Raw genomic sequence first — 19,129 nt, forward strand, 5'->3', positions numbered from 1 at the left:
GTGTTGCCCGGCCTGGCGCAGTGCGCGCAGCTACGTAGCCAGCCGGTGCGCGACCTGGCCTACCTGCTGGCCGCGCCCCCGCCCTGGCATAGCGGGGTGGAAATCAGCCGCCAGCGCCTGCTAGGGCCGCAAGGTTGGCCGCAGCTGCTGGCGCTGGATGCCGACCCCACCCCGCTGCTGGCGTGGCTGGCAGCCCGCCCTACGCGCCGCCTGGGGCTATACGCCGAAGCGCTGCTGGGGTACTGGTTCAGCCAGGCGCCGCACATCGAGCTGGTCGCGGCCAACCTGCCGGTGCGCGATGGCACGCTGACGGTGGGCGAATTCGACTTTCTGCTGCGCATAGACGGCGAGCCTTGCCACCTGGAAGCCGCCAGCAAGTTCTATCTGCAGCTGGATAGCGCCCCGCACGCGCTGGTGGGGCCGGGCCTGCGCGATGCCTGGTGGCTCAAATACCGCAAGCTGGCCAGCCAGCTCACCTTGGCTCAACACCCGGCAGCCAGGCTGCCGGATGGTTTCGGGCAGCTTGCCGCCTGCAGCCGCCTGACTGGCTGGCTGTTCTTCCCCGCCGATACGGCCCCCACGCATCCTGCTATCAATACTGCCGCTTGCCGCGGCTGGTGGTGCCGGCAGCAGGATAGTTGGCCGCAGCAGCACCCGCACAGCCGCTGGTTGGCGCTGCCGCGTTTGCAATGGCTTGGCCCGGCGCAAGCAGACGAAGCTACAACGCAGAGCCTGCCTGCCATGCGTGCCCAGCTGGCGCAGGCGGAAGGCCCATGGCTGTTGGCGGAGCTGCTGCCGGACGAGAGCGGGGTGTGGCAGGAGGTGGCGCGTGGTTTTGTCGTGCCCGACAGCTGGCCAGTGCCAGAGCTGCTGGGCGCCTTGCTACCAAGGTTGGCCGCATGAAAACACTCCTGGTGCTGTGGAGCAGCCAAACCGGCAATACTTTGCAGCTGGCCAAGGCGGCAGCCGCGGCGGCGATGCAGGAAAGTAGCGTGACAGTGCGCATCATGCCCGCCCTGCAAGCCGGCGTAGATGAATTGCTGGGTTGCGATGCGCTGTTGCTGGCCACGCCGGAGAACTTTGGCTATATGGCCGGCGCATTGAAAGACTTCTTCGACCGCACCTATTACCCGGCGCAGGGCAAGGTGGCCGGCCTGCCGTACGCTATCCTGATCAGCGCCGGCAACGATGGCCTGGGCGCGCAGCAGGCCATCGAGCGCATCGCCCGTGGCTACTGCTGGCGGCAGGCCTACCCGCCACTGCTGGTACGCGGCGTGCCGCAGCCGGCAGACCTGGCCGCCGCGGCCGAGCTGGGCGCCACCCTGGCAGCTGCGCTGTCTATCGGCATGCTGTAGCCACAAACAAAACGCCCCGTGACGGGGCGTTGGGCATGCAGTGTGGGGGGCGGCTTAGTGCTGTGCTTGCGAACAGCCTGCTACCAGCTGCTTCAGCTCTTCCGGCTTTACCAGCTGGATATGTTTGTGGTCTACCACCAGCCAGCCTTGTTGCTGGAACTTGGACAGGGTGCGGCTGACTGTTTCCAGTTTCAGCCCCAGGAAGCTGCCGATTTCTTCGCGGCTCATGCGCAGGATGAAATCGTTGGCCGCAAAGCCGCGGGCTGATAGGCGTTGTGACAAGTTCAGCAAAAATGCCGCCAGGCGCTCCTCGGCTTTCATGTTGCCTAGCAGCAACATGACAGATTGGTCACGCACGATTTCACGGCTCATCAGGCGGAAAAAGTGGTGCTGCAGGCTGGGGATGTCACGACCGAGGGTTTCCATGCGGTTGAATGGCAGCTCGCACACTTCGCTGTCTTCCAGTGCGATGGCGTCGCAGCCGTGCAGGTTGGACGAAATGCCGTCCAGGCCCATCAGCTCGCCCGACATGTGAAAACCGGTAACCTGTTCGCGGCCGTCCTGGCTGGAGACACAGGTTTTGAAGTAGCCGGTACGCACGGCGTACAGCGAACGGAAGCCTTCGCCAGAGCGGAACAGATACTCGCCACGTTTCAAGCGTCGGCTTTGACGGATCACGGCGTCCAGTTGCGCCATCTCATCGCGGTTCAAGCCCAGTGGGAGGCACAGTTCTCGCAGGCTGCAGTTGGAGCACGACACTTTTAGTGCGTGCAAAGAGTGTGTGTGGTCAGTCATAGAGTAGGTTTTCGCCAAGCAAGCGGGCTTGCTTGATACGCGTCAAAGCAGAAAAAGTGGCAATTGCGCAAATTTACCAGCCCACCACCGGTTTTCCAACCAGATTAATTATGACACCCACCATAAATTTCACGCCGACACAGTGTGTATTCGATAGAGAACTCATCGAAAGGCTGGAAGGTTCAGGCCCGCGCTACACTTCATACCCGACGGCCGACCGCTTTCATGGCGGCTTCGGGGTGAGTGATTACGAGCAATGGCTGGCCCACCGCGCGATCGGCGCCAATCATCGGCCCATCTCGCTCTATGTGCATGTGCCGTTCTGCAACACCATTTGCTACTACTGCGGCTGCAACAAGATCATTACCAAGGACAAGACCCGCGCCGACGCTTATCTGGATTACCTGGAGAAGGAAATCCGTCTGGTGGCCGAAAAACTGGGCAACCGCGAAAAAGTGATCCAGCTGCATTTTGGTGGCGGTACGCCCACTTTCCTGTCCGACGAACAGCTTGACCGCGTGATGGGGATCATCCGCCAGCATTTCGAGCTACTGCCGGAAGGGGAGTTTTCTATCGAAATCGACCCGCGCAAGGTTGGCCGCGACACGGTACTGCACCTGGCCCGGCTGGGTTTCAACCGCATGAGTATCGGTATCCAGGATTTTGACCCTGTGGTGCAGGAGGCAGTGAATCGCATCCAGAGCGAGGAAGAAACCCGTGTGGTGATGGATGCGGCGCGCGAAGCCGGCTTCAAGTCCATCAGCGTAGACCTGATCTATGGCCTGCCCAAGCAGACGGCGCACTCGCTGGAAAACACGGTCAGCCGTGTGATTGCCATGTCGCCGGACCGCATCGCGCTGTACAACTATGCGCATTTGCCTACCGTCTTCATGCCGCAGCGCCGCATTAACGAGGCGGATTTGCCCTCGTCGGCCACCAAACTGGACATCCTGCAGAACTCGGTACAGCAGCTGGCAGAAGCCGGTTATGTGTTTATCGGCATGGACCACTTTGCCAAGCCGGACGACGAACTCACCCGCGCCTTGCAGCAGGGGCGCCTGCAACGCAACTTCCAGGGCTATTCTACTCACGCCGACTGCGACATGATTGGCCTGGGCGTGTCTTCCATAGGCAAGGTTGGCCCCTGTTATACGCAGAACGAAAAAGAGCTGGATGCATACTACGCCGCGCTGGATGCCGGCCACCTGCCGGTGCTGCGCGGCATGACGCTGAACCAGGATGATATCTTGCGCCGTAGCGTGATACAGGCGCTGATGTGTCGCTTCTCTTTGTCGATCGAGGCGATAGAGCAGACCTTTGCCATCAATTTTGCCGATTATTTTGCTGTCGAGCTGCCGCAGATTCGGGCGTTCCAGAGCGAAGGGCTGCTGACCTTTGATGGCGACTTCCTGATGGTGGCACCCAAGGGGCGTTTCCTGATTCGCAATATCGCGATGATTTTCGACCGCCATCTGCGCGAGCGTGAAACCAAGGCGCGCTATTCCAAAACCATCTGAGTCGGTGCTGGCCAGAGAAAAGCCGACAGCCCTGCAGTGAGGCTGTCGGCTTTTTGCTGCCGGTACAATGAAAAGCCCGCCACAAAGGGCGGGCTGGCATGAGCAGGAGGCAGCTTATTTCAGCTCGTTGACCATCTGCTGCAGCAAGGCTTCCAGGCCCTTGTCGGTGACCACGGCATTGTCGGCGGTGCGCAGCTCTACACGTACTTGCTGTTCGCCCTGGCGGGTCAGCTGTACGCGCAGGTTTGGCACGCTGGCATTGTCACCCGGTTTGCTGTCTTTCCAGAAAGCCAGTTTGGACAACAGGCTACCGCTGCTTTGTGCGTTGGCTTTTTGCACGTCATCGTTGCCGGGCTTCACGAAGTAGGCACCCAGTGTGCGGTCACGGTCGGTAATGGCCAGGCCGTTGTGCTCCAGCACCAGGCCGACACGACGCCATGCACGATCGTAGCTGTCATCCAGCTCGATACCGCCCTTGACCAGGCGTGCGCGTGCCGTGGTGGCAGCTTGTTCCTGGCGTACGGTTTTCGCGGCCACGGCTTCATCCATCCCCAGGCGTACCAGGAAGCGGCTCAGGAACACCGCTTCGATTTCCGGGTCGGTCGGGCGAGGCTGCCAGCGTGTTTCTTCTTTGGCTTCGTTGATGTAGATCTCGTACATGCCGCGGTGGCTGAAGAAGACGTCGGTACCGCTGGCCGTTTTCTCGATGCGGATACGGAATTTATCGCGCTCCGGTGTAGAAAACACGCTACCCAGACCAACGGTTTCCAGCAGGCCGCGGACGGTGGTAGCGCCCAGCTTGGCGCGGTTTTCCGCCCAGTCGGTTTCCATGTAGCCGATATCCGCTTCTTCGTTCTGGATCACGAAGCCGTTATCCAGCCAGAAAGCTTTCAGCAGTGGCCATACTTCTGCCGGGCTCTTGCCCGGGATGCTGACCCAGCGCTGGGTGCCGGCACGCTCCACCGCGGCACTCCTGGCGGCTGCTGCCTGGGTGGCCGGTGCCGCGGCAGGGCTTGCGGCCGAGGCCTGGCTGCTGGCGCTGGCAGTATTCACCTGGGGAATAGGGTACCGGTCTTGCTGGGTCGGGGCGCTCAGGTCTGGCGGCACTTCCAGTGTGGATTTCGGTTTCGGGCTATCCGACTTGAATTCGTATTTCAGGTCGGGGTTGCTGCCGGCGCAGGCGCTCAGCAGGCCTGCACACAGCAGGCCGGAGATCAGGGTCTTGTTCATTGCGGGCTTCATGGTTTACAGGACGTTGGCCTGTTTCATGGCGGCTTCGACGGTGGCGACGGCACCCTGGCTCAGCGGGGTAAGCGGCAGGCGCAGGCCGGCCGGCATCAGGCCGAGGCGATGCAGCGCCCACTTGGCCGGGATAGGGTTCGGCTCGCAGAACAGCTGTTTGTGCAGGCCTTGCAGCTGGTCGTTGATGGCACGGGCTGCGACGGTGTCGCCGGCACGGGATGCCTTGCATAGCTGACTCATCAGCTTGGGTGCCACGTTGGCGGTAACCGAAATCACACCGTGGCCGCCGCACAGCATGAAAGCCATGCCGGTGGCGTCGTCGCCGGAGTACAGCGCCAGGTTGGCCGGGGCGCGCAGCACCAGGTCGCAGGCACGGCCGATATCGCCAGTAGCATCTTTCAGACCGACGATGTTGTCGATCTGCGCCAGGCGCAGTGCTGTGTCATTACTCATGTCGGCCACGGTACGGCCCGGCACGTTGTACATGATCAGCGGGATGTCTACCGCCTCGGCAATGGCGCGGTAGTGCTGGTAGATGCCTTCTTGCGTGGGCTTGTTGTAGTAGGGCACCACGGACAGGCTGTGGCTGGCACCGGCCTGTTTGGCCAATTGGGCCAGTTCGATGGCTTCGGCGGTGGAGTTGGCGCCGGTGCCGGCAACCACGGTAAGGCGGCCGGCGGCATGCTGGGCTACAGCCGCTACCACCTTGATATGTTCTTCCACGCCCAGCGTGGCGGATTCGCCGGTTGTGCCTACGGCCACAATGCCGTCGGTACCGTTATCGATGTGAAAGTCCACGAGACGTTTGAGCGATTCGAAATCGACCTGGCCGTCCTCGAACATCGGGGTGACCAGAGCAACAAGGCTGCCGGTAAGCATAGCTTCTGCCTATATGTAATGGATTAAGTAAGGTGTTTGATTGTAGCGGAATTCCGCTATTGCGGCGCAAGCAATGCACGTTGGCCGCAACACGCTGATTGCACGGGTTTTTGTGCTAAAATACACGGTTTTCCGGTACACATTCAGAGACTGGCAGAGGAATTATCCGCGTGATTACGACAAGCAACATTACCATGCAGTTCGGCGCCAAGCCGCTTTTCGACAAAGTTTCGGTCAAGTTTGGCGAGGGCAACCGCTACGGCCTGATCGGTGCCAACGGCTCCGGCAAATCGACCTTCATGAAAATTCTGGGCGGGGACCTGGAGCAGACCAGTGGCGAAGTGGCCATCGAAAACGGCCTGCGTCTGGGTAAGCTGCGCCAGGACCAGTTTGCTTACGAAGATCAGCGTGTAATCGATGTTGTGCTGCAAGGCCATACCGAAATGTGGGCGGCCATGAGCGAGCGTGATGCCATCTACGCCAACCTGGAAGCCACCGAAGACGACTACATGCATGCGGCCGAGCTGGAGGCCAAGTTCGCCGAGTATGACGGCTACACTGCCGAAGCGCGCGCCGGCGAGCTGCTGATGGGTGTGGGCATTCCGGTAGAGCAACACTTTGGCCCGATGAGCGAAGTGGCCCCAGGCTGGAAGCTGCGCGTGCTGCTGGCCCAGGCGCTGTTCTCCAACCCGGATATCCTGCTGCTGGACGAACCGACCAACAACCTGGACATCAACACCATTCGCTGGCTGGAGCACGTGCTGAACGAGCGCAACGCCACCATGATCATTATTTCGCACGACCGACACTTCCTGAACTCGGTGTGCACCCACATGGCCGATCTGGACTACAACACCATCCGCATCTACCCGGGTAACTACGACGACTACATGATCGCGTCTACCCAGGCCCGCGAGCGCCAGCTGGCATCCAACAGCAAGGCCAAAGAGCGTATCCAGGAACTGCACGAGTTTGTGGCGCGCTTCTCGGCCAACAAGTCCAAGGCCCGTCAGGCCACCAGCCGCCTGAAGCAGGCGGACAAACTGAAGGCCGATATGGTGGAAGTGAAACCATCCAGCCGTCAGAGCCCGTTTATCCGCTTTGAAATGGACGACAAGTTCAAACTGCACCGCCAGGCTGTAGAGGTGGACAGCCTGAACAAGGCCTACGACAAGAAGGTCCTGCTGAAAGATCTGAGCTTTATCCTGGAAGCCGGCGCGCGCCTGGCCATCATCGGCCCGAACGGTGCCGGTAAATCCACGCTGGTGAAGCTGCTGGCTGGTGCATTCGAAGCCCCTCTGGCCGAAGGCATTACTGCCGACTACGGCCAGATCAAGTGGGCCGAAAAGGCGCAAGTGGGCTACTTTGCCCAGGATCACGAAGCCGAGTTTGCCAGCGATAGCACACTGACCGACTGGATGCGCGAGTGGGGCCAGGAAGGCGACGACGAGCAGATCATTCGCGGTACGCTAGGCCGCCTGCTGTTTGGCAGCAACGATGTGGACAAGCCGGTACGAGTGCTGTCCGGTGGTGAAAAGGGGCGCATGTTGTACGGCAAGCTGATTCTGCAAAAGCCGAACGTAATGATCATGGATGAACCGACCAACCATATGGATATGGAGTCGATCGAAGCCTTGAACATGGCGCTGGAAAAGTACAAGGGCACCCTGATTTTCGTCTCGCACGACCGTCAGTTTGTCAGCTCGCTGGCCGACCACATTCTGGAGCTGGATGGTAAAGGCGGTTTTGACTATTACACCGGCAACTACGAAGACTACCTGGCCAGCAAAGGCCTGGAGTAAGCCGGTACGGCCGGATATAAGGACAAAGGCAGCCATGGCTGCCTTTTTTCATGCGCACTGGGTTTGTTTGCCGGCAAGTCTGGCAGGTGGGTAGGTGTGGTGTTCGTGGCCTCAGACGGCAAATAGCTGTTTTTTCGATGAATTTTTTTGCATTGCGATAATCGCGCCACAGCCCTGCCAGCCTTGATGGCAGTCTATAGAGCGTTTGCTTTACCGCCGGCGAGCGCTTGCGTTATATTGCAGCGCAAGATGGTTGTGCGCTGCAAAACGCGGCAGTGCAACCGGCATAACAAGACAAGACAGACAATAAAAACAGGGACTCGGCCTTGAGGGTCGGTGGTGGAGCAATATCCGGTCGACAATCGGGTCGCCTGCAACTGAATGCAAAGGAAGAATTATGCGCTTGAAAGGGAAAGTCTCCATCATTACCGGTGGTGCCAGCGGTATCGGTAAAGCAACTGCCGAAAAATTCATCAAGGAAGGCGCGATCGTTGCCGTTTGCGACATCAACCTGGATGCCGTTAATGCGGTGGTGGAAGAGCTGAAAGCAGCCGGTGGCGAAGCAGTAGGTTACAAGGTGGACGTGACCGACCGTGCCCAGATCGCCGATATGGTTGGCGCGCTGAAAACCCAGTTTGGCCGTATCGACGTACTGGTGAACAACGCCGGTATCGTGATGGATGCCCAGCTGATCAAGATGACCGAAGACCAGTTCGACAAGGTAATCGACATCAACCTGAAGGGCGTTTACAACTGCACCAAGGCCGTGGTGGATACCATGATCGAACAGGGTGCCGGTGTGATCCTGAATGCGTCGTCTGTGGTGGGTGTGTATGGCAACTTCGGCCAGACCAACTACGCTGCCTCCAAGTTTGGCGTAATCGGTTTCGTGAAAACCTGGGCCAAAGAGCTGGGCAAAAAGGGCATTCGTGCCAACGCCGTATGTCCGGGCTTTGTGGCTACCCCTATCCTGAAGTCCATGCCGGAAAAAGTGATCCAGGCCATGGAAGACAAGGTGCCGATGAAGCGCATGGCGCAGCCGGAAGAGATTGCCAACGTGTACGCCTGGCTCGCTTCCGACGAAGCCAGCTACATCAACGGTGCTGCCATCGAAGTCACTGGTGGCCTGACACTGTAAGGTTGGCCGCAAGGCTAGCTGCAAAAAACCCGCCAGGCTGGCGGGTTTTTTCATGGCTGCATGCCAGCCGTTGGCTCATCGAGGGAGGTATTTACTCTTCGTCATCACCGTGGTGCAGCGCGCTGTCAACCTCTTTGCGGTGCAGGTGCGGTGCAAACAGCTCGACAAAGGTGTAGGCGTAGCCGCGCAGGTAGGCGTCTTTGCGGATGCCGATCTTGGTGGTGGACGGCTCGAACAGGTGGCTGGCGTCCAGCGCCTGCAAGCCGGTATCGCGCTCGGGTTCGAACGCCATGCTGGCGATAATGCCGATACCCAGGCCCAGTTTGACGTAGGTCTTGATCACGTCGGTATCGATGGCAGTAAGGACCACATTGGGCGTTTTGCCGGCATCGGTAAACGCCTGGTTGATGCGCGAGCGCCCGGCAAAGGCAAAGTCGTAGGTAATGATGGGGAAGCTGGCAATGTCATCCAGCGTGAGCGGGCGGCCCAGCGCCAGCAACGGGTGGCCATCGGGCGCCACGATGCTGCGGTTCCATTCGTAGCAGGGCAGCATGGCCAGCTCTTTGTAGAGTGAAATGCCTTCGGTAGCGATGGCCAGGTCCGCCTCGCCAGAGACCACCATGTCGCAAATCTGTGTCGGGCTGCCTTGTTTGATCGACAGGCGCACCTTGGGGTAGCGGCGCACAAATTCGGCAATCACGCCAGGCAGGGCGTAGCGTGCCTGGGTGTGGGTGGTGGCGATGGTCAGCGCGCCTTCGGCTTCTTTGGAGAACTCGTCGCCCACGCGCTTCAGGTTTTGTGCTTCGCGCAGGATGCGTTCGGAAATGCGCAGCACCTCTTTGCCTGGCTCGGACACGGCGACGACACGTTTACCGTTACGGATGAATACCTGAATGCCCAGCTCGTCTTCCAGCAGGCGAATCTGTTTGGAAATACCGGGCTGCGAAGTGTGCAGTTTTTCTGCCGCCTCGGAAACGTTCAGCCCCTGTTTGGCCACTTCCACCAGATAGCGCAATTGCTGGAGTTTCATGTCTTGATCTCTTAAAACTGAAAGTAATTAAATACTAACACAATATTCTTTTCCGATTTAAAGCCTTTGGCTACCATGGCATCCTCTGTCCGTATGCCCAGGAGGCACCCGATGAGCCTTGCCGACAAGCTAGCCCAGACCGAAGCCCTGCTGCAGGAAATTGCCCGCACGCACGGCAAGGTGGCCTTGGCCAACAGCTTTGGCGCCGAAGACATGGTGCTGACGCACCTGATCGCCAAACTGTCCCTCCCCATTGCCATTTTCAGCCTGGATACCGGCCGCCTGCCGCTGGAAACCTATGACCTGATGCAGAAAGTGGGCGAGGCCTATCCGGCTTACCCTATCCGTGTGTATTACCCGGATGCCGCAGCGCTGGAAGCTTACGTCAACGAGAACGGCATCAATGCCTTCTACAACAGCGTAGAGCAGCGTAAATCCTGTTGCCACATCCGCAAGATTGCCCCGCTCAAGAGAGCGTTGTCCGGCCTGGACGCCTGGATTACCGGCCTGCGCCGCCAGCAATCGCCGACACGGCAAGACCTGGGCGACCGCGAGCACGACGCTGACAACGGCCTGATGAAGTACAACCCGCTGATCGAGTGGACTGAAAAAGACATCTGGGCGTATATCCGCGAGCACGGTGTGCCGTATAACGCGTTGCACGACAAGCATGTGCCGTCTATCGGCTGTGCCCCCTGTACACGCCCCATCGCCATGGGCGAGGATGTCCGCGCCGGCCGCTGGTGGTGGGAAAACCCCGAATCCAAAGAGTGTGGCCTGCACGTGAAAGCCAGCCCGCTGAAACGCCCCGACTAATACGGAGACGTTGGCCGCACTATGCGGCCAACCTTGATCAAGAGAGCACGGCATGTACAAGTACGATGAAGTCGATTTCCGTCTGGTGCGCGAGCGGGTAGAGCAGTTCCGCAGCCAGACCCAGCGCTATCTGGCCGGCGAGCTATCGGAAGAAGAATTCCGCCCGCTGCGCCTGATGAATGGCCTGTATATCCAGCGCCACGCGCCCATGTTGCGTGTGGCCATTCCCTACGGCCATTTCTCCAGCCTGCAAATGCGCAAGCTGGCGCACATCGCGCGTACCTACGACCGTGGCTACGGCCACTTCACCACACGCCAGAACATCCAGTTCAACTGGCCGGAACTGGCGCGCGTGCCGGACATCCTGGCCGAGCTGGCCGATGTGGAAATGCACGCCATCCAGACATCCGGCAACTGCGTGCGCAATACCACCACCGACGCCTTTGCCGGTGTGGCAGCCGACGAGCTGATCGATGGCCGCGCCTACTGCGAAATCATCCGCCAGTGGAGCACGCTGCACCCCGAGTTCGCCTATTTGCCGCGCAAGTTCAAGATTGCCGTGTCCGGTAGCACCGACGACCGTGCCGCCACCCAGGTACACGATATCGGCCTGCACGTGGTGCGCAACGACGCCGGCGAAGTCGGCTTCCGCGTGCTGGTAGGCGGTGGTCTGGGTCGTACCCCGATTGTGGGCAAGGTGGTGCGCGAGTTCCTGCCGCCGCAGCATCTGCTTACCTATCTGGACGCCGTACTGCGTGTGTACAACCGCTACGGTCGCCGCGACAACAAATACAAGGCCCGCATCAAGATTCTGGTGCAGGCCATGACCGTGGAGGCGTTTGCCGCCAAGGTAGAAGACGAGTGGCTGCATCTGAAAGACGGCCCGTCCACGCTGAGCGATGCCGACGTGGCGTACTACGCCAGCTTCTTTACCGACCCGGCGTACGAAACGCTGGCGGCCAACCCTGCCGGGTTCACCGACAAGCTGGCCGAACCGGCCTTTGCCCGCTGGGTAGAGCGCAACACCCGCGCCCACAAGCGCGCCGGTTACCGCTCGGTAGTGCTGTCGCTGAAAAAAACCGGCGTACCGCCAGGTGACATCACCGCCGACCAGATGGATGCGGTGGCCGACATGGCCGACCGCTTCGGTTTTGGCGAGATCCGTTCCGCACACGAGCAGAACCTGATTCTGCCGGATGTGAAAGAAAGCGAGCTGTATACCGTATGGCAGCTGGCGCGCGAGCACGGCTTTGCCACGCCAAACATCGGCCTGCTGACCGACATCATCTGCTGCCCGGGTGGCGATTTTTGCGATCTGGCCAATGCGCGCTCCATCCCGGTCGCCGAGGCTATCCAGCGCAAGTTCGACGACCTCGACTATTTGTTCGATCTGGGCGATATCGACTGCAACTTCTCCGGCTGCATGAATGCCTGTGGACACCATCACATCGGTAATATCGGCATTCTGGGGGTCGATAAAAACGGCCAGGAGTGGTACCAGATCACGCTGGGCGGTAGCCAGGGCAATTACACCGCCATCGGCAAAGTGATCGGGCCTTCTTTCGCGCAAGCCGACGTGCCTGCGGCATTTGAAAAAATCATGACCTTGTATGTAGAGCAGCGCCAGGACGGCGAGCACTTCATCGAGACTGTACGCCGTATCGGGCTGGACCCGTTCAAGGAGCGCGTGTATGCAAAATCTCATTAAAAATCGCGCGGTGGTGAATGGCGACAGCTGGCGCCTGGTGCGTAGTGCGGATGAAGAGTTTTCGATAAAAGAAGATGTCATCTTGCCGCTGGCTGTCTATCTTGAGTGTAAAGACAAGCCACATGAAGGCCGGCTGGCCGTCTGGTTGGCACCCGAGCAAGATGTAGCAGAGCTGCAGCCGCATTTGGCTGGGCTGCCACTGGTTGCCATTGACTTCCCGGCATTTTCTGATGGGCGTGGTTACAGCCATGCGCGCTTGTTGCGTGAGCGCCATGCTTATCAGGGCGAGTTGCGCGCCATCGGGGATGTGCTGCGCGACCAGTTGTCGTATATGGCGCAAGTGGGGTTTGATGCGTTTGTAATTCGTGCCGATCGTGACGCCGCAAACGCCTTGGCCGGGCTGGACGATTTCAGCGAGCAGTACCAGGCGACGGTTTTGCAACCGGTACCACTGTTGAGGCGGCGTGTGTCGTTAATTGTTGCTTGAGTGCAACTTCGGTTGATTTGTTTCGATAAGATTTGCCTGAAAGGTGTTGTGTTTTTGTGTGAACTTTGAGTGCTTGGCGTTGACATAGTCTAAGCTGCTTACCTATAGTCATAGAAAATGACTTACCAATTGTGCTGTTTTTTCGACATTCGTTCTGTGGTGCCACGCTTAATCAGGTTGTCACGGCCTGTTTAAACAATGGCGGAACGCGTTTCAACAAAGAGGAAGTAAAATGAAAAAATCGATCAAGCTGAGCGCTCTGCTGGCTACCCTGCTGCTGACCGGCAATGCCTTTGCGGCTAACGAAGGCTACGCCAACAACCAGACTGGCTCCCCAGTAGTGAAAAACGCCTACGGCGAATGCTGGCGCCTGCCGACCACTTACGACAAGGCTCGTGATGGTCTGGTAGAGTGTGGCGATCGTGAAGCAGTCAAGGCGGCTCCGGCTCCGGCCCCTGCTGCAAAACCAGCTCCGGCCCCGGTTGTCGTCGCTCCTAAAGTACAAACCGTTTTCAAGACCGTTAGCCTGTCCGCTGAAGGCCTGTTCGGCTTCAACAGCGCACAGATCGTTGCCGGCAACCAGCAGCTGGAAACACTGGTTTCCAGCCTGAAAGCCGACAAACTGCTGAAATCCGTAGCAGTTGAAGGTCACACCGACTACCTGGGCTCCGAGAAATACAACCAGGCACTGTCCGAAAAGCGTGCTAACGCCGTTAAAGACTACTTCGTTGCTGCTGGCGTTCCGGCCGACAAAGTAACTGCAGTGGGCAAAGGCGAGTCCGAAGCCAAACTGACTGCAGAATGCACTGCCAAGAAGTTCAAGAAGCGTGCAGACCTGATCGCTTGCCTGGCTAGCGACCGTCGCTTTGACGTGACTGTAGAAACCGCCAAGGAAGTTCAGCAGTAATCTGCTGATCTTGCTGCAAAAGCCCCGGCTAACCCGGGGCTTTTTTGTTTTCCGCTATGGCTGGCAATGTTGGGGTTGGCTGGTTAAAATCGGATGTTTTGATCTGTTATCGAGCCGCCCATGCGTGCGTTTTTGGGGAACCCCCGCCGTTTTGCGTTACCCCCTTGTGCCCTGACTATCGGCAATTTTGACGGTGTCCATCTGGGGCATCAGCGTATGCTGGCCCGTTTGCGCGAGGAGGCTGCAGCGCGTGGCCTGCCTGCGGCCTTGCTGACATTCGAGCCGCATCCGCGCGAATTTTTTGCACGCCAGCAACCACCGGCACGTCTGGCGGTGCTGCGCGACAAGCTGCAGTTCCTGGCACAGCAGGCGCAGCTTGACTATGTATTCATCTACCGCTTCAACCATGCGTTCTCGCGCATGCCTGCCGGGCAGTTTGTCCAGCAGGTTTTGCTGGACGAGCTGCAGACCCGTTATTTGTTGATCGGTGATGATTTCCAGTTTGGTGCTGATCGCAAAGGTGATTTTGCCCTGCTGCAGCAGCACCCAGGTTTTGTCACCGAGGCCATGCCTTCGGTATTGGTAGCAGGTGAGCGTGCTTCCAGTACGCTGGTGCGCGACAGGTTGGCCGCAGGTGATCTGGATAGTGCCGGCCGGCTATTGGGGCGCCCGTATCAGATCAGCGGCAAAGTCATGCATGGGCAAAAGCTGGGCCGTACCATCGGCTTCCCGACGGCCAATGTACACCTGCCGCACCGTAAGCCCGCGCTGGAAGGCATCTTTGTGGTGCAAGTGGATACGCCGTATGGCCGTCTGGGCGGCGTGGCCAGCCTGGGTAAAAATCCCACGGTGACCACTACCCAGAACTACAAGCTGGAGGTGCATCTGTTTGATTTTCATGGCGACTTGTATGGCCAGAGAATTTCGGTGCATTTCCTGAAAAAACTGCGCGACGAAGCGCGCTACGATGATTTTAACGAGCTGGTGGCACAAATCGAACGCGATGCCGCCAGCGCCAGAACCTATTTGACCAGTTTGCAACGAGATCAGGCATGAGCATCGACTACCGTAAAACCGTCAACCTGCTGGATACACCGTTCCCTATGCGCGGTGATCTGGCCAAACGTGAACCCGCCTGGCTGAAGCGCTGGACCGAGCAGCAGCGTTACCAGAAACTGCGCAAAATGGCTACCGGCCGGCCCAAGTTCATCCTGCACGATGGCCCGCCGTACGCCAACGGCGACATCCACATCGGCCATGCGGTCAACAAGATCCTGAAGGACATCATCGTTCGCTCCAAGACGCTGTCCGGTTTTGACGCGCCTTACGTGCCCGGCTGGGATTGCCACGGCCTGCCTATCGAGCTGATGGTGGAAAAACTGCACGGCAAGGATATCCCTGCGGCCAAGTTCCGCGAGCTGTGCCGCGAATACGCGCACGAGCAGATCGCGCGCCAGAAAAAAGACTTTATCCGTCTGGGCGTGCTGGGCGACTGGGACAACCCGTACCTGACGATGGACTTCAAGACCGAAGCGGACATCGTGCGCACCCTGGGCAAGATTTTTGAAAACGGCTACCTGATGAAGGGTGAAAAGCCGGTGCACTGGTGTATCGAGTGCGGCTCTGCGCTGGCCGAAGCCGAAGTGGAGTACGAAGACAAAACCTCGCCTGCCATCGACGTCGGCTTCCGCGTGGTAGATACCGACAAGCTGGCCGCAGCCTTTGCCGCGGCCAACGTAGACGGTGCCATGGCGGTGATCTGGACCACCACGCCGTGGACTCTGCCGGCCAACCAGGCGGTATCGGTCAGCGCCAAGCTGGTTTACCAGTTGGTGGAGTGCGCCAAGGGCAAGCTGGTTCTGGCCAAAGACCTGGTGGAAGCCACCATGAAGCGCTACGGCGTGGAAGGCTACACCGTGCTGGGCGAAACCACCGGCGACAAGCTGGAACTGCTGCGCCTGGCGCACCCGTTCTACGCCCGTGAAGTGCCGGTGATCTGCGGTGACCACGTGACTACCGATGCCGGTACCGGCCTGGTGCATACCGCACCGGCGCACGGCCTGGAAGACTTCCAGGTGGGTCAGGCTTACGGTATCCCCGTGGACAACCCGGTAGCCGACAACGGCCGTTACAAGTCCACCACCGAGCTGTTTGCCGGCCTGTCGGTGTGGGAAGCCAACCCCAAAGTGATCGAAGTATTACAAGAGCGCGCCGCGCTGGTGCATCAGGACAAGCTGTTCCACAGCTACCCGCACTGCTGGCGCCACAAAACCCCGATCATCTTCCGCGCTACGCCGCAGTGGTTCATCGGTATGGATAAAACCGGTCACGACGGCCAGGTACTGCGCCAGCGCGCCAAGCAGGCAGTGGACAGTACCGAGTTCTTCCCTGCCTGGGGCCGTGCCCGCCTGGAAGCCATGATCGGCAACCGCCCGGACTGGTGCGTATCACGCCAGCGTAACTGGGGCGTGCCGATGACTTTCTTTATCCACAAGGAAAGCGGCGAGCTGCACCCGCGTTCGGCCGAGTTGCTGGAGCAGGTCGCGCTGCGTATCGAGAAGCAGGGCATCGAAGCCTGGTTCAGCCTGGACGCCGCCGAGCTGCTGGGTGACGATGCGGCCAACTACCGCAAACTTACCGACACGCTGGACGTGTGGTTCGATTCCGGCTCCACCCACTTTGCCGTGCTCAAGCAGCGCGCCGAGCTGGCGTGGCCGGCCGACCTGTACCTGGAAGGCTCCGACCAGCACCGCGGCTGGTTCCAGTCCTCGCTGCTCACCGGCTGCGCCACCATCGGCCGCGCGCCTTACCAGCAGCTGCTGACCCACGGTTTCGTGGTGGACGGCAAGGGCTTGAAGATGTCCAAGTCCAAAGGCAACGTGGTGGCACCGCAAAAGGTGAACGACAGCCTGGGCGCCGACATTCTGCGTCTTTGGGTAGCGTCTACCGATTACTCCGGCGAGCTGGCGATCTCGGACGAGATTCTGAAGCGTGTTACCGAAAGCTACCGCCGCCTGCGTAACACCCTGCGTTTCCTGCTGGCCAACCTGTCGGACTTTAACCCGATGGAACACGCCGTGCCGTACGAGCGCCTGAGCGAGATCGATCGCTACGCGCTGATGATGGCCAAGGAAATGCAGGAAAAAATCACCGGCGAATTGTACCCGCGTTATGCCTTCCACCACTCGGTGCAAGACATCGTGAACTACTGCTCGGAAGACCTGGGTGCGTTCTATCTGGATATCCTGAAAGACCGCCTGTACACCACCGCGGCCGACAGTGCCGCCCGTCGTAGCGCCCAGACCGCGCTGTACCACATCACGCGCAGCCTGCTGCTGTTGCTGTCGCCTATCCTGTGCTTTACCGCCGACGAGGCGTGGGAAGTGCTGCTGGGTAGCGATGAGGAAACCCCGCTGTTCCACGTATGGCACGAGTTCCCGAACCCGACCGTGGGCGCCGAAGAAGCACTGGTGGCCAAATGGCAAGCCATCCGTGCCTTCCGTGCCCAGGTGAACAAGGAAATCGAAGCACTGCGTAGCGCCGACCAACTGGGCTCTTCCCTGCAGGCCGAGCTGGCGGTGACCGCCGGTGGCGAGCTGTACCAGCACCTGGCCAGCCTGGGTGATGAGCTCAAGTTTGTGCTGATGGTGTCGCAGGTAAGCCTGACCGAAGCGGCCGAGACCAGCATCAGCGTGACCCCGTCCAGCCACGAGAAGTGCGATCGTTGCTGGCACTACCGTGCCGACGTGGGCACCCACGCTGGCCACGGCCATGTGTGCGGCCGCTGCGTAGACAATATCGACGGCGCGGGCGAGGCACGTCTGCATGCTTGAGCAAGGCAAGATGGCCGGGGCGGCAGCCCCGGTAGCTGAACAGCCAGCCAGCGTGGCCAAGTGGTTCGTGCTGGCGGTCGCCATCATCGTGCTGGACCAGCTGAGCAAGATCTACTTTAACGGCAGCTACCAGTACGGCGAGCAGCGCGAGGTGATTCCGTCGCTGTTGAACTTCACCCTGCTGTATAACCCTGGCGCCGCGTTCAGTTTTCTGGCGGATGCCGGCGGTTGGCAGAAGTTCTTCTTTAGCGGCCTGGCGTTTGCCGTATCCGGCTGGCTAGGTTGGCAGATCGTGCAGCGCCAGTTCAGCTGCCTGATGAATCTGGCCGCTGCCTTCATCATGGGTGGTGCGCTGGGCAATGTGATCGACCGGCTGATTCACGGCCACGTCATCGATTTCATCCAGCTGCACTGGCAGCAAAGCTGGTACTACCCGGCGTTCAATATCGCCGACAGCTTTATCTGCGTGGGTGCCGCGCTGATGGTGCTGGACAGCTTCCGCCAGCCGCGCAGTTAAACGGGCAGGTTGGCCGCGTGCGGCCAACCCTGTGGTACACAGGCCGCCAGCGTGCGGCCTCATTCATGCAAAGGATTTCCGATGACGAAGACCATCATGCTGGCCAACCCGCGCGGCTTCTGTGCCGGGGTGGACCGCGCCATCGCCATCGTCGAGCGCGCGCTGGAAAAATACGGTGCGCCGATTTATGTGCGGCACGAAGTGGTGCATAACCGTTTTGTTGTGGACAACCTGCGTGCCAAAGGGGCGATCTTCATCGAAGAGTTGAAAGACGTGCCGGCGGGCAGCACGCTGATCTACTCGGCCCACGGTGTGCCGCTGTCGGTACGCCAGGAAGCCGAGGCGCTAGGGCTGACCGTGTACGACGCTACCTGCCCGCTGGTGACCAAGGTGCATGTCGAGGTAAAGCGCATGCACCAAGCCGATATGGAAATCATCATGATCGGCCATAAAGGCCACCCCGAGGTAGAAGGCACCATGGGGCAGGTGGATAGCCGCATGTATCTGGTGGAGTCGGTAGACGATGTGGCCACGCTGCAGGTAGCCAACCCGGCGGCGTTGTCTTACGTGAGCCAGACCACGCTGTCGGTGGACGAAACGCGCGATATCATCACCGCCTTGAAAGCCCGCTTCCCGGCTATCCACAGCCCGAAGAAAGACGACATCTGCTACGCCACGCAAAACCGCCAGGATGCGGTAAAGGTGCTGGCAGACGAGTGCGATATCGTGGTGGTGGTAGGCTCGCCCAATAGCTCCAACTCCAACCGCCTGCGCGAAGTGGCGGCGTTGAAGGGCGTGGATGCCTATATGGTAGACAATGCCAGCCTGCTGCAAGCGGCATGGTTTGACGGCAAGCAGCGTGTCGGTGTCACCGCCGGCGCCAGCGCGCCGGAAGTGCTGGTGCAGGCGGTCATCGAGCAGATCAAGGCCTTTGGTGCCGAAACGGTGAGCGAGCTGGATGGCGTGGAAGAGCACATCACCTTCGCACTGCCGCCTGGCCTGCGCGACGCCAAGCCGGCGGTCTGATTACCCGCAAGCGCTGTAAAAAAAGCGGCCAACCCGTTAAAGGTTGGCCGCTTTTCTTATGCTGCCGTGGCGCAGGC

At 59.7% G+C, this 19,129-nt stretch carries 17 protein-coding genes; 13 read left to right on the forward strand and 4 right to left on the reverse strand.

Annotated elements, in window-relative coordinates:
• Both PQU95_RS09315 and PQU95_RS09320 read left to right on the forward strand, forming a co-directional pair.
• Entirely contained in the window at positions 1–903 is a 903-nt protein-coding gene (locus tag PQU95_RS09315; RefSeq protein WP_272751733.1) for a DUF1853 family protein, read from the forward strand.
• Complete coding sequence (locus PQU95_RS09320) at positions 900–1,355, forward strand: flavodoxin family protein (protein WP_272751734.1); 456 nt, start codon at positions 900–902, stop codon at positions 1,353–1,355. The genes PQU95_RS09315 and PQU95_RS09320 overlap by 4 nt, the downstream gene beginning before the upstream one ends.
• Before the next feature lie 54 nt (positions 1,356–1,409).
• Here PQU95_RS09320 and fnr read toward each other — a convergent pair whose 3' ends face one another.
• Positions 1,410–2,150, reverse strand: coding sequence for a fumarate/nitrate reduction transcriptional regulator Fnr (gene fnr / locus PQU95_RS09325; protein WP_026108164.1), 741 nt, complete (start codon positions 2,148–2,150; stop codon positions 1,410–1,412).
• Between the two features lie 110 nt (positions 2,151–2,260).
• Here fnr and hemN point away from each other — a divergent pair, with 110 nt between their 5' ends.
• On the forward strand, positions 2,261–3,667 hold the full coding sequence (gene hemN, locus PQU95_RS09330; RefSeq protein WP_272751735.1) for an oxygen-independent coproporphyrinogen III oxidase: 1,407 nt from the start codon (positions 2,261–2,263) through the stop codon (positions 3,665–3,667).
• Between the two features lie 114 nt (positions 3,668–3,781).
• Here the strand turns inward: hemN and bamC are convergent, their stop codons facing one another.
• Both bamC and dapA read right to left on the reverse strand, forming a co-directional pair.
• Positions 3,782–4,897: an NlpB/DapX family lipoprotein gene (gene bamC, locus PQU95_RS09335; RefSeq protein WP_272751736.1), complete on the reverse strand. Its 1,116-nt coding sequence runs from the start codon at positions 4,895–4,897 to the stop codon at positions 3,782–3,784.
• Between the two features lie 15 nt (positions 4,898–4,912).
• Positions 4,913–5,788 carry a 4-hydroxy-tetrahydrodipicolinate synthase gene (gene dapA / locus PQU95_RS09340; protein ID WP_272751737.1) on the reverse strand — a complete coding sequence of 292 codons (876 nt, stop codon included), beginning with the start codon at positions 5,786–5,788 and terminating at the stop codon, positions 4,913–4,915.
• Positions 5,789–5,958: 170 nt separating this feature from the next.
• On the opposite strand from dapA, the gene PQU95_RS09345 reads away from it, so the two are divergent.
• Entirely contained in the window at positions 5,959–7,590 is a 1,632-nt protein-coding gene (locus PQU95_RS09345; RefSeq protein ID WP_272751738.1) for an ABC-F family ATPase, read from the forward strand.
• Between the two features lie 397 nt (positions 7,591–7,987).
• Positions 7,988–8,728: a 3-oxoacyl-ACP reductase FabG gene (gene fabG / locus PQU95_RS09350; protein ID WP_017510080.1), complete on the forward strand. Its 741-nt coding sequence runs from the start codon at positions 7,988–7,990 to the stop codon at positions 8,726–8,728.
• 91 nt (positions 8,729–8,819) lie between these two features.
• Here the strand turns inward: fabG and cysB are convergent, their stop codons facing one another.
• Positions 8,820–9,758: an HTH-type transcriptional regulator CysB gene (gene cysB, locus PQU95_RS09355; protein ID WP_272751739.1), complete on the reverse strand. Its 939-nt coding sequence runs from the start codon at positions 9,756–9,758 to the stop codon at positions 8,820–8,822.
• A gap of 111 nt (positions 9,759–9,869) precedes the next feature.
• Between cysB and PQU95_RS09360 the strand changes: the two genes are divergently transcribed.
• The 8 genes from PQU95_RS09360 to ispH all read left to right on the forward strand — a co-directional run bounded on the left by PQU95_RS09360 (position 9,870) and on the right by ispH (position 19,052).
• On the forward strand, positions 9,870–10,574 hold the full coding sequence (locus PQU95_RS09360; RefSeq protein WP_272751740.1) for a phosphoadenylyl-sulfate reductase: 705 nt from the start codon (positions 9,870–9,872) through the stop codon (positions 10,572–10,574).
• A 52-nt stretch (positions 10,575–10,626) separates the two neighbouring features.
• A complete protein-coding gene (locus PQU95_RS09365; protein WP_272751741.1) occupies positions 10,627–12,282 on the forward strand; it encodes a nitrite/sulfite reductase in 1,656 nt (551 codons plus the stop codon).
• A complete protein-coding gene (locus tag PQU95_RS09370) occupies positions 12,266–12,769 on the forward strand; it encodes a DUF934 domain-containing protein (protein ID WP_272751742.1) in 504 nt (167 codons plus the stop codon). Before PQU95_RS09365 ends, PQU95_RS09370 begins: the two co-directional genes overlap by 17 nt.
• Positions 12,770–13,001: 232 nt before the next feature.
• Positions 13,002–13,676, forward strand: a complete 675-nt coding sequence (locus PQU95_RS09375; RefSeq protein ID WP_272751743.1) for an OmpA family protein — start codon at positions 13,002–13,004, stop codon at positions 13,674–13,676.
• A 120-nt stretch (positions 13,677–13,796) separates the two neighbouring features.
• Entirely contained in the window at positions 13,797–14,732 is a 936-nt protein-coding gene (locus PQU95_RS09380; protein WP_272751744.1) for a bifunctional riboflavin kinase/FAD synthetase, read from the forward strand.
• Positions 14,729–17,509: an isoleucine--tRNA ligase gene (gene ileS / locus PQU95_RS09385; protein ID WP_272751745.1), complete on the forward strand. Its 2,781-nt coding sequence runs from the start codon at positions 14,729–14,731 to the stop codon at positions 17,507–17,509. The genes PQU95_RS09380 and ileS overlap by 4 nt, the downstream gene beginning before the upstream one ends.
• Positions 17,510–17,519: 10 nt before the next feature.
• Positions 17,520–18,026, forward strand: a complete 507-nt coding sequence (lspA, locus tag PQU95_RS09390) for a signal peptidase II (protein WP_272751837.1) — start codon at positions 17,520–17,522, stop codon at positions 18,024–18,026.
• 81 nt (positions 18,027–18,107) lie between these two features.
• The gene (gene ispH / locus PQU95_RS09395) at positions 18,108–19,052 is read left to right on the forward strand and encodes a 4-hydroxy-3-methylbut-2-enyl diphosphate reductase (RefSeq protein ID WP_272751746.1); all 945 of its coding nucleotides are present in this window, start codon (positions 18,108–18,110) and stop codon (positions 19,050–19,052) included.
• The last annotated feature ends 77 nt before the right edge of the window (positions 19,053–19,129 follow it).

Source organism: Vogesella aquatica (assembly GCF_028548455.1).
GTDB classification, from domain to species: Bacteria; Pseudomonadota; Gammaproteobacteria; order Burkholderiales; family Chromobacteriaceae; genus Vogesella; species Vogesella aquatica.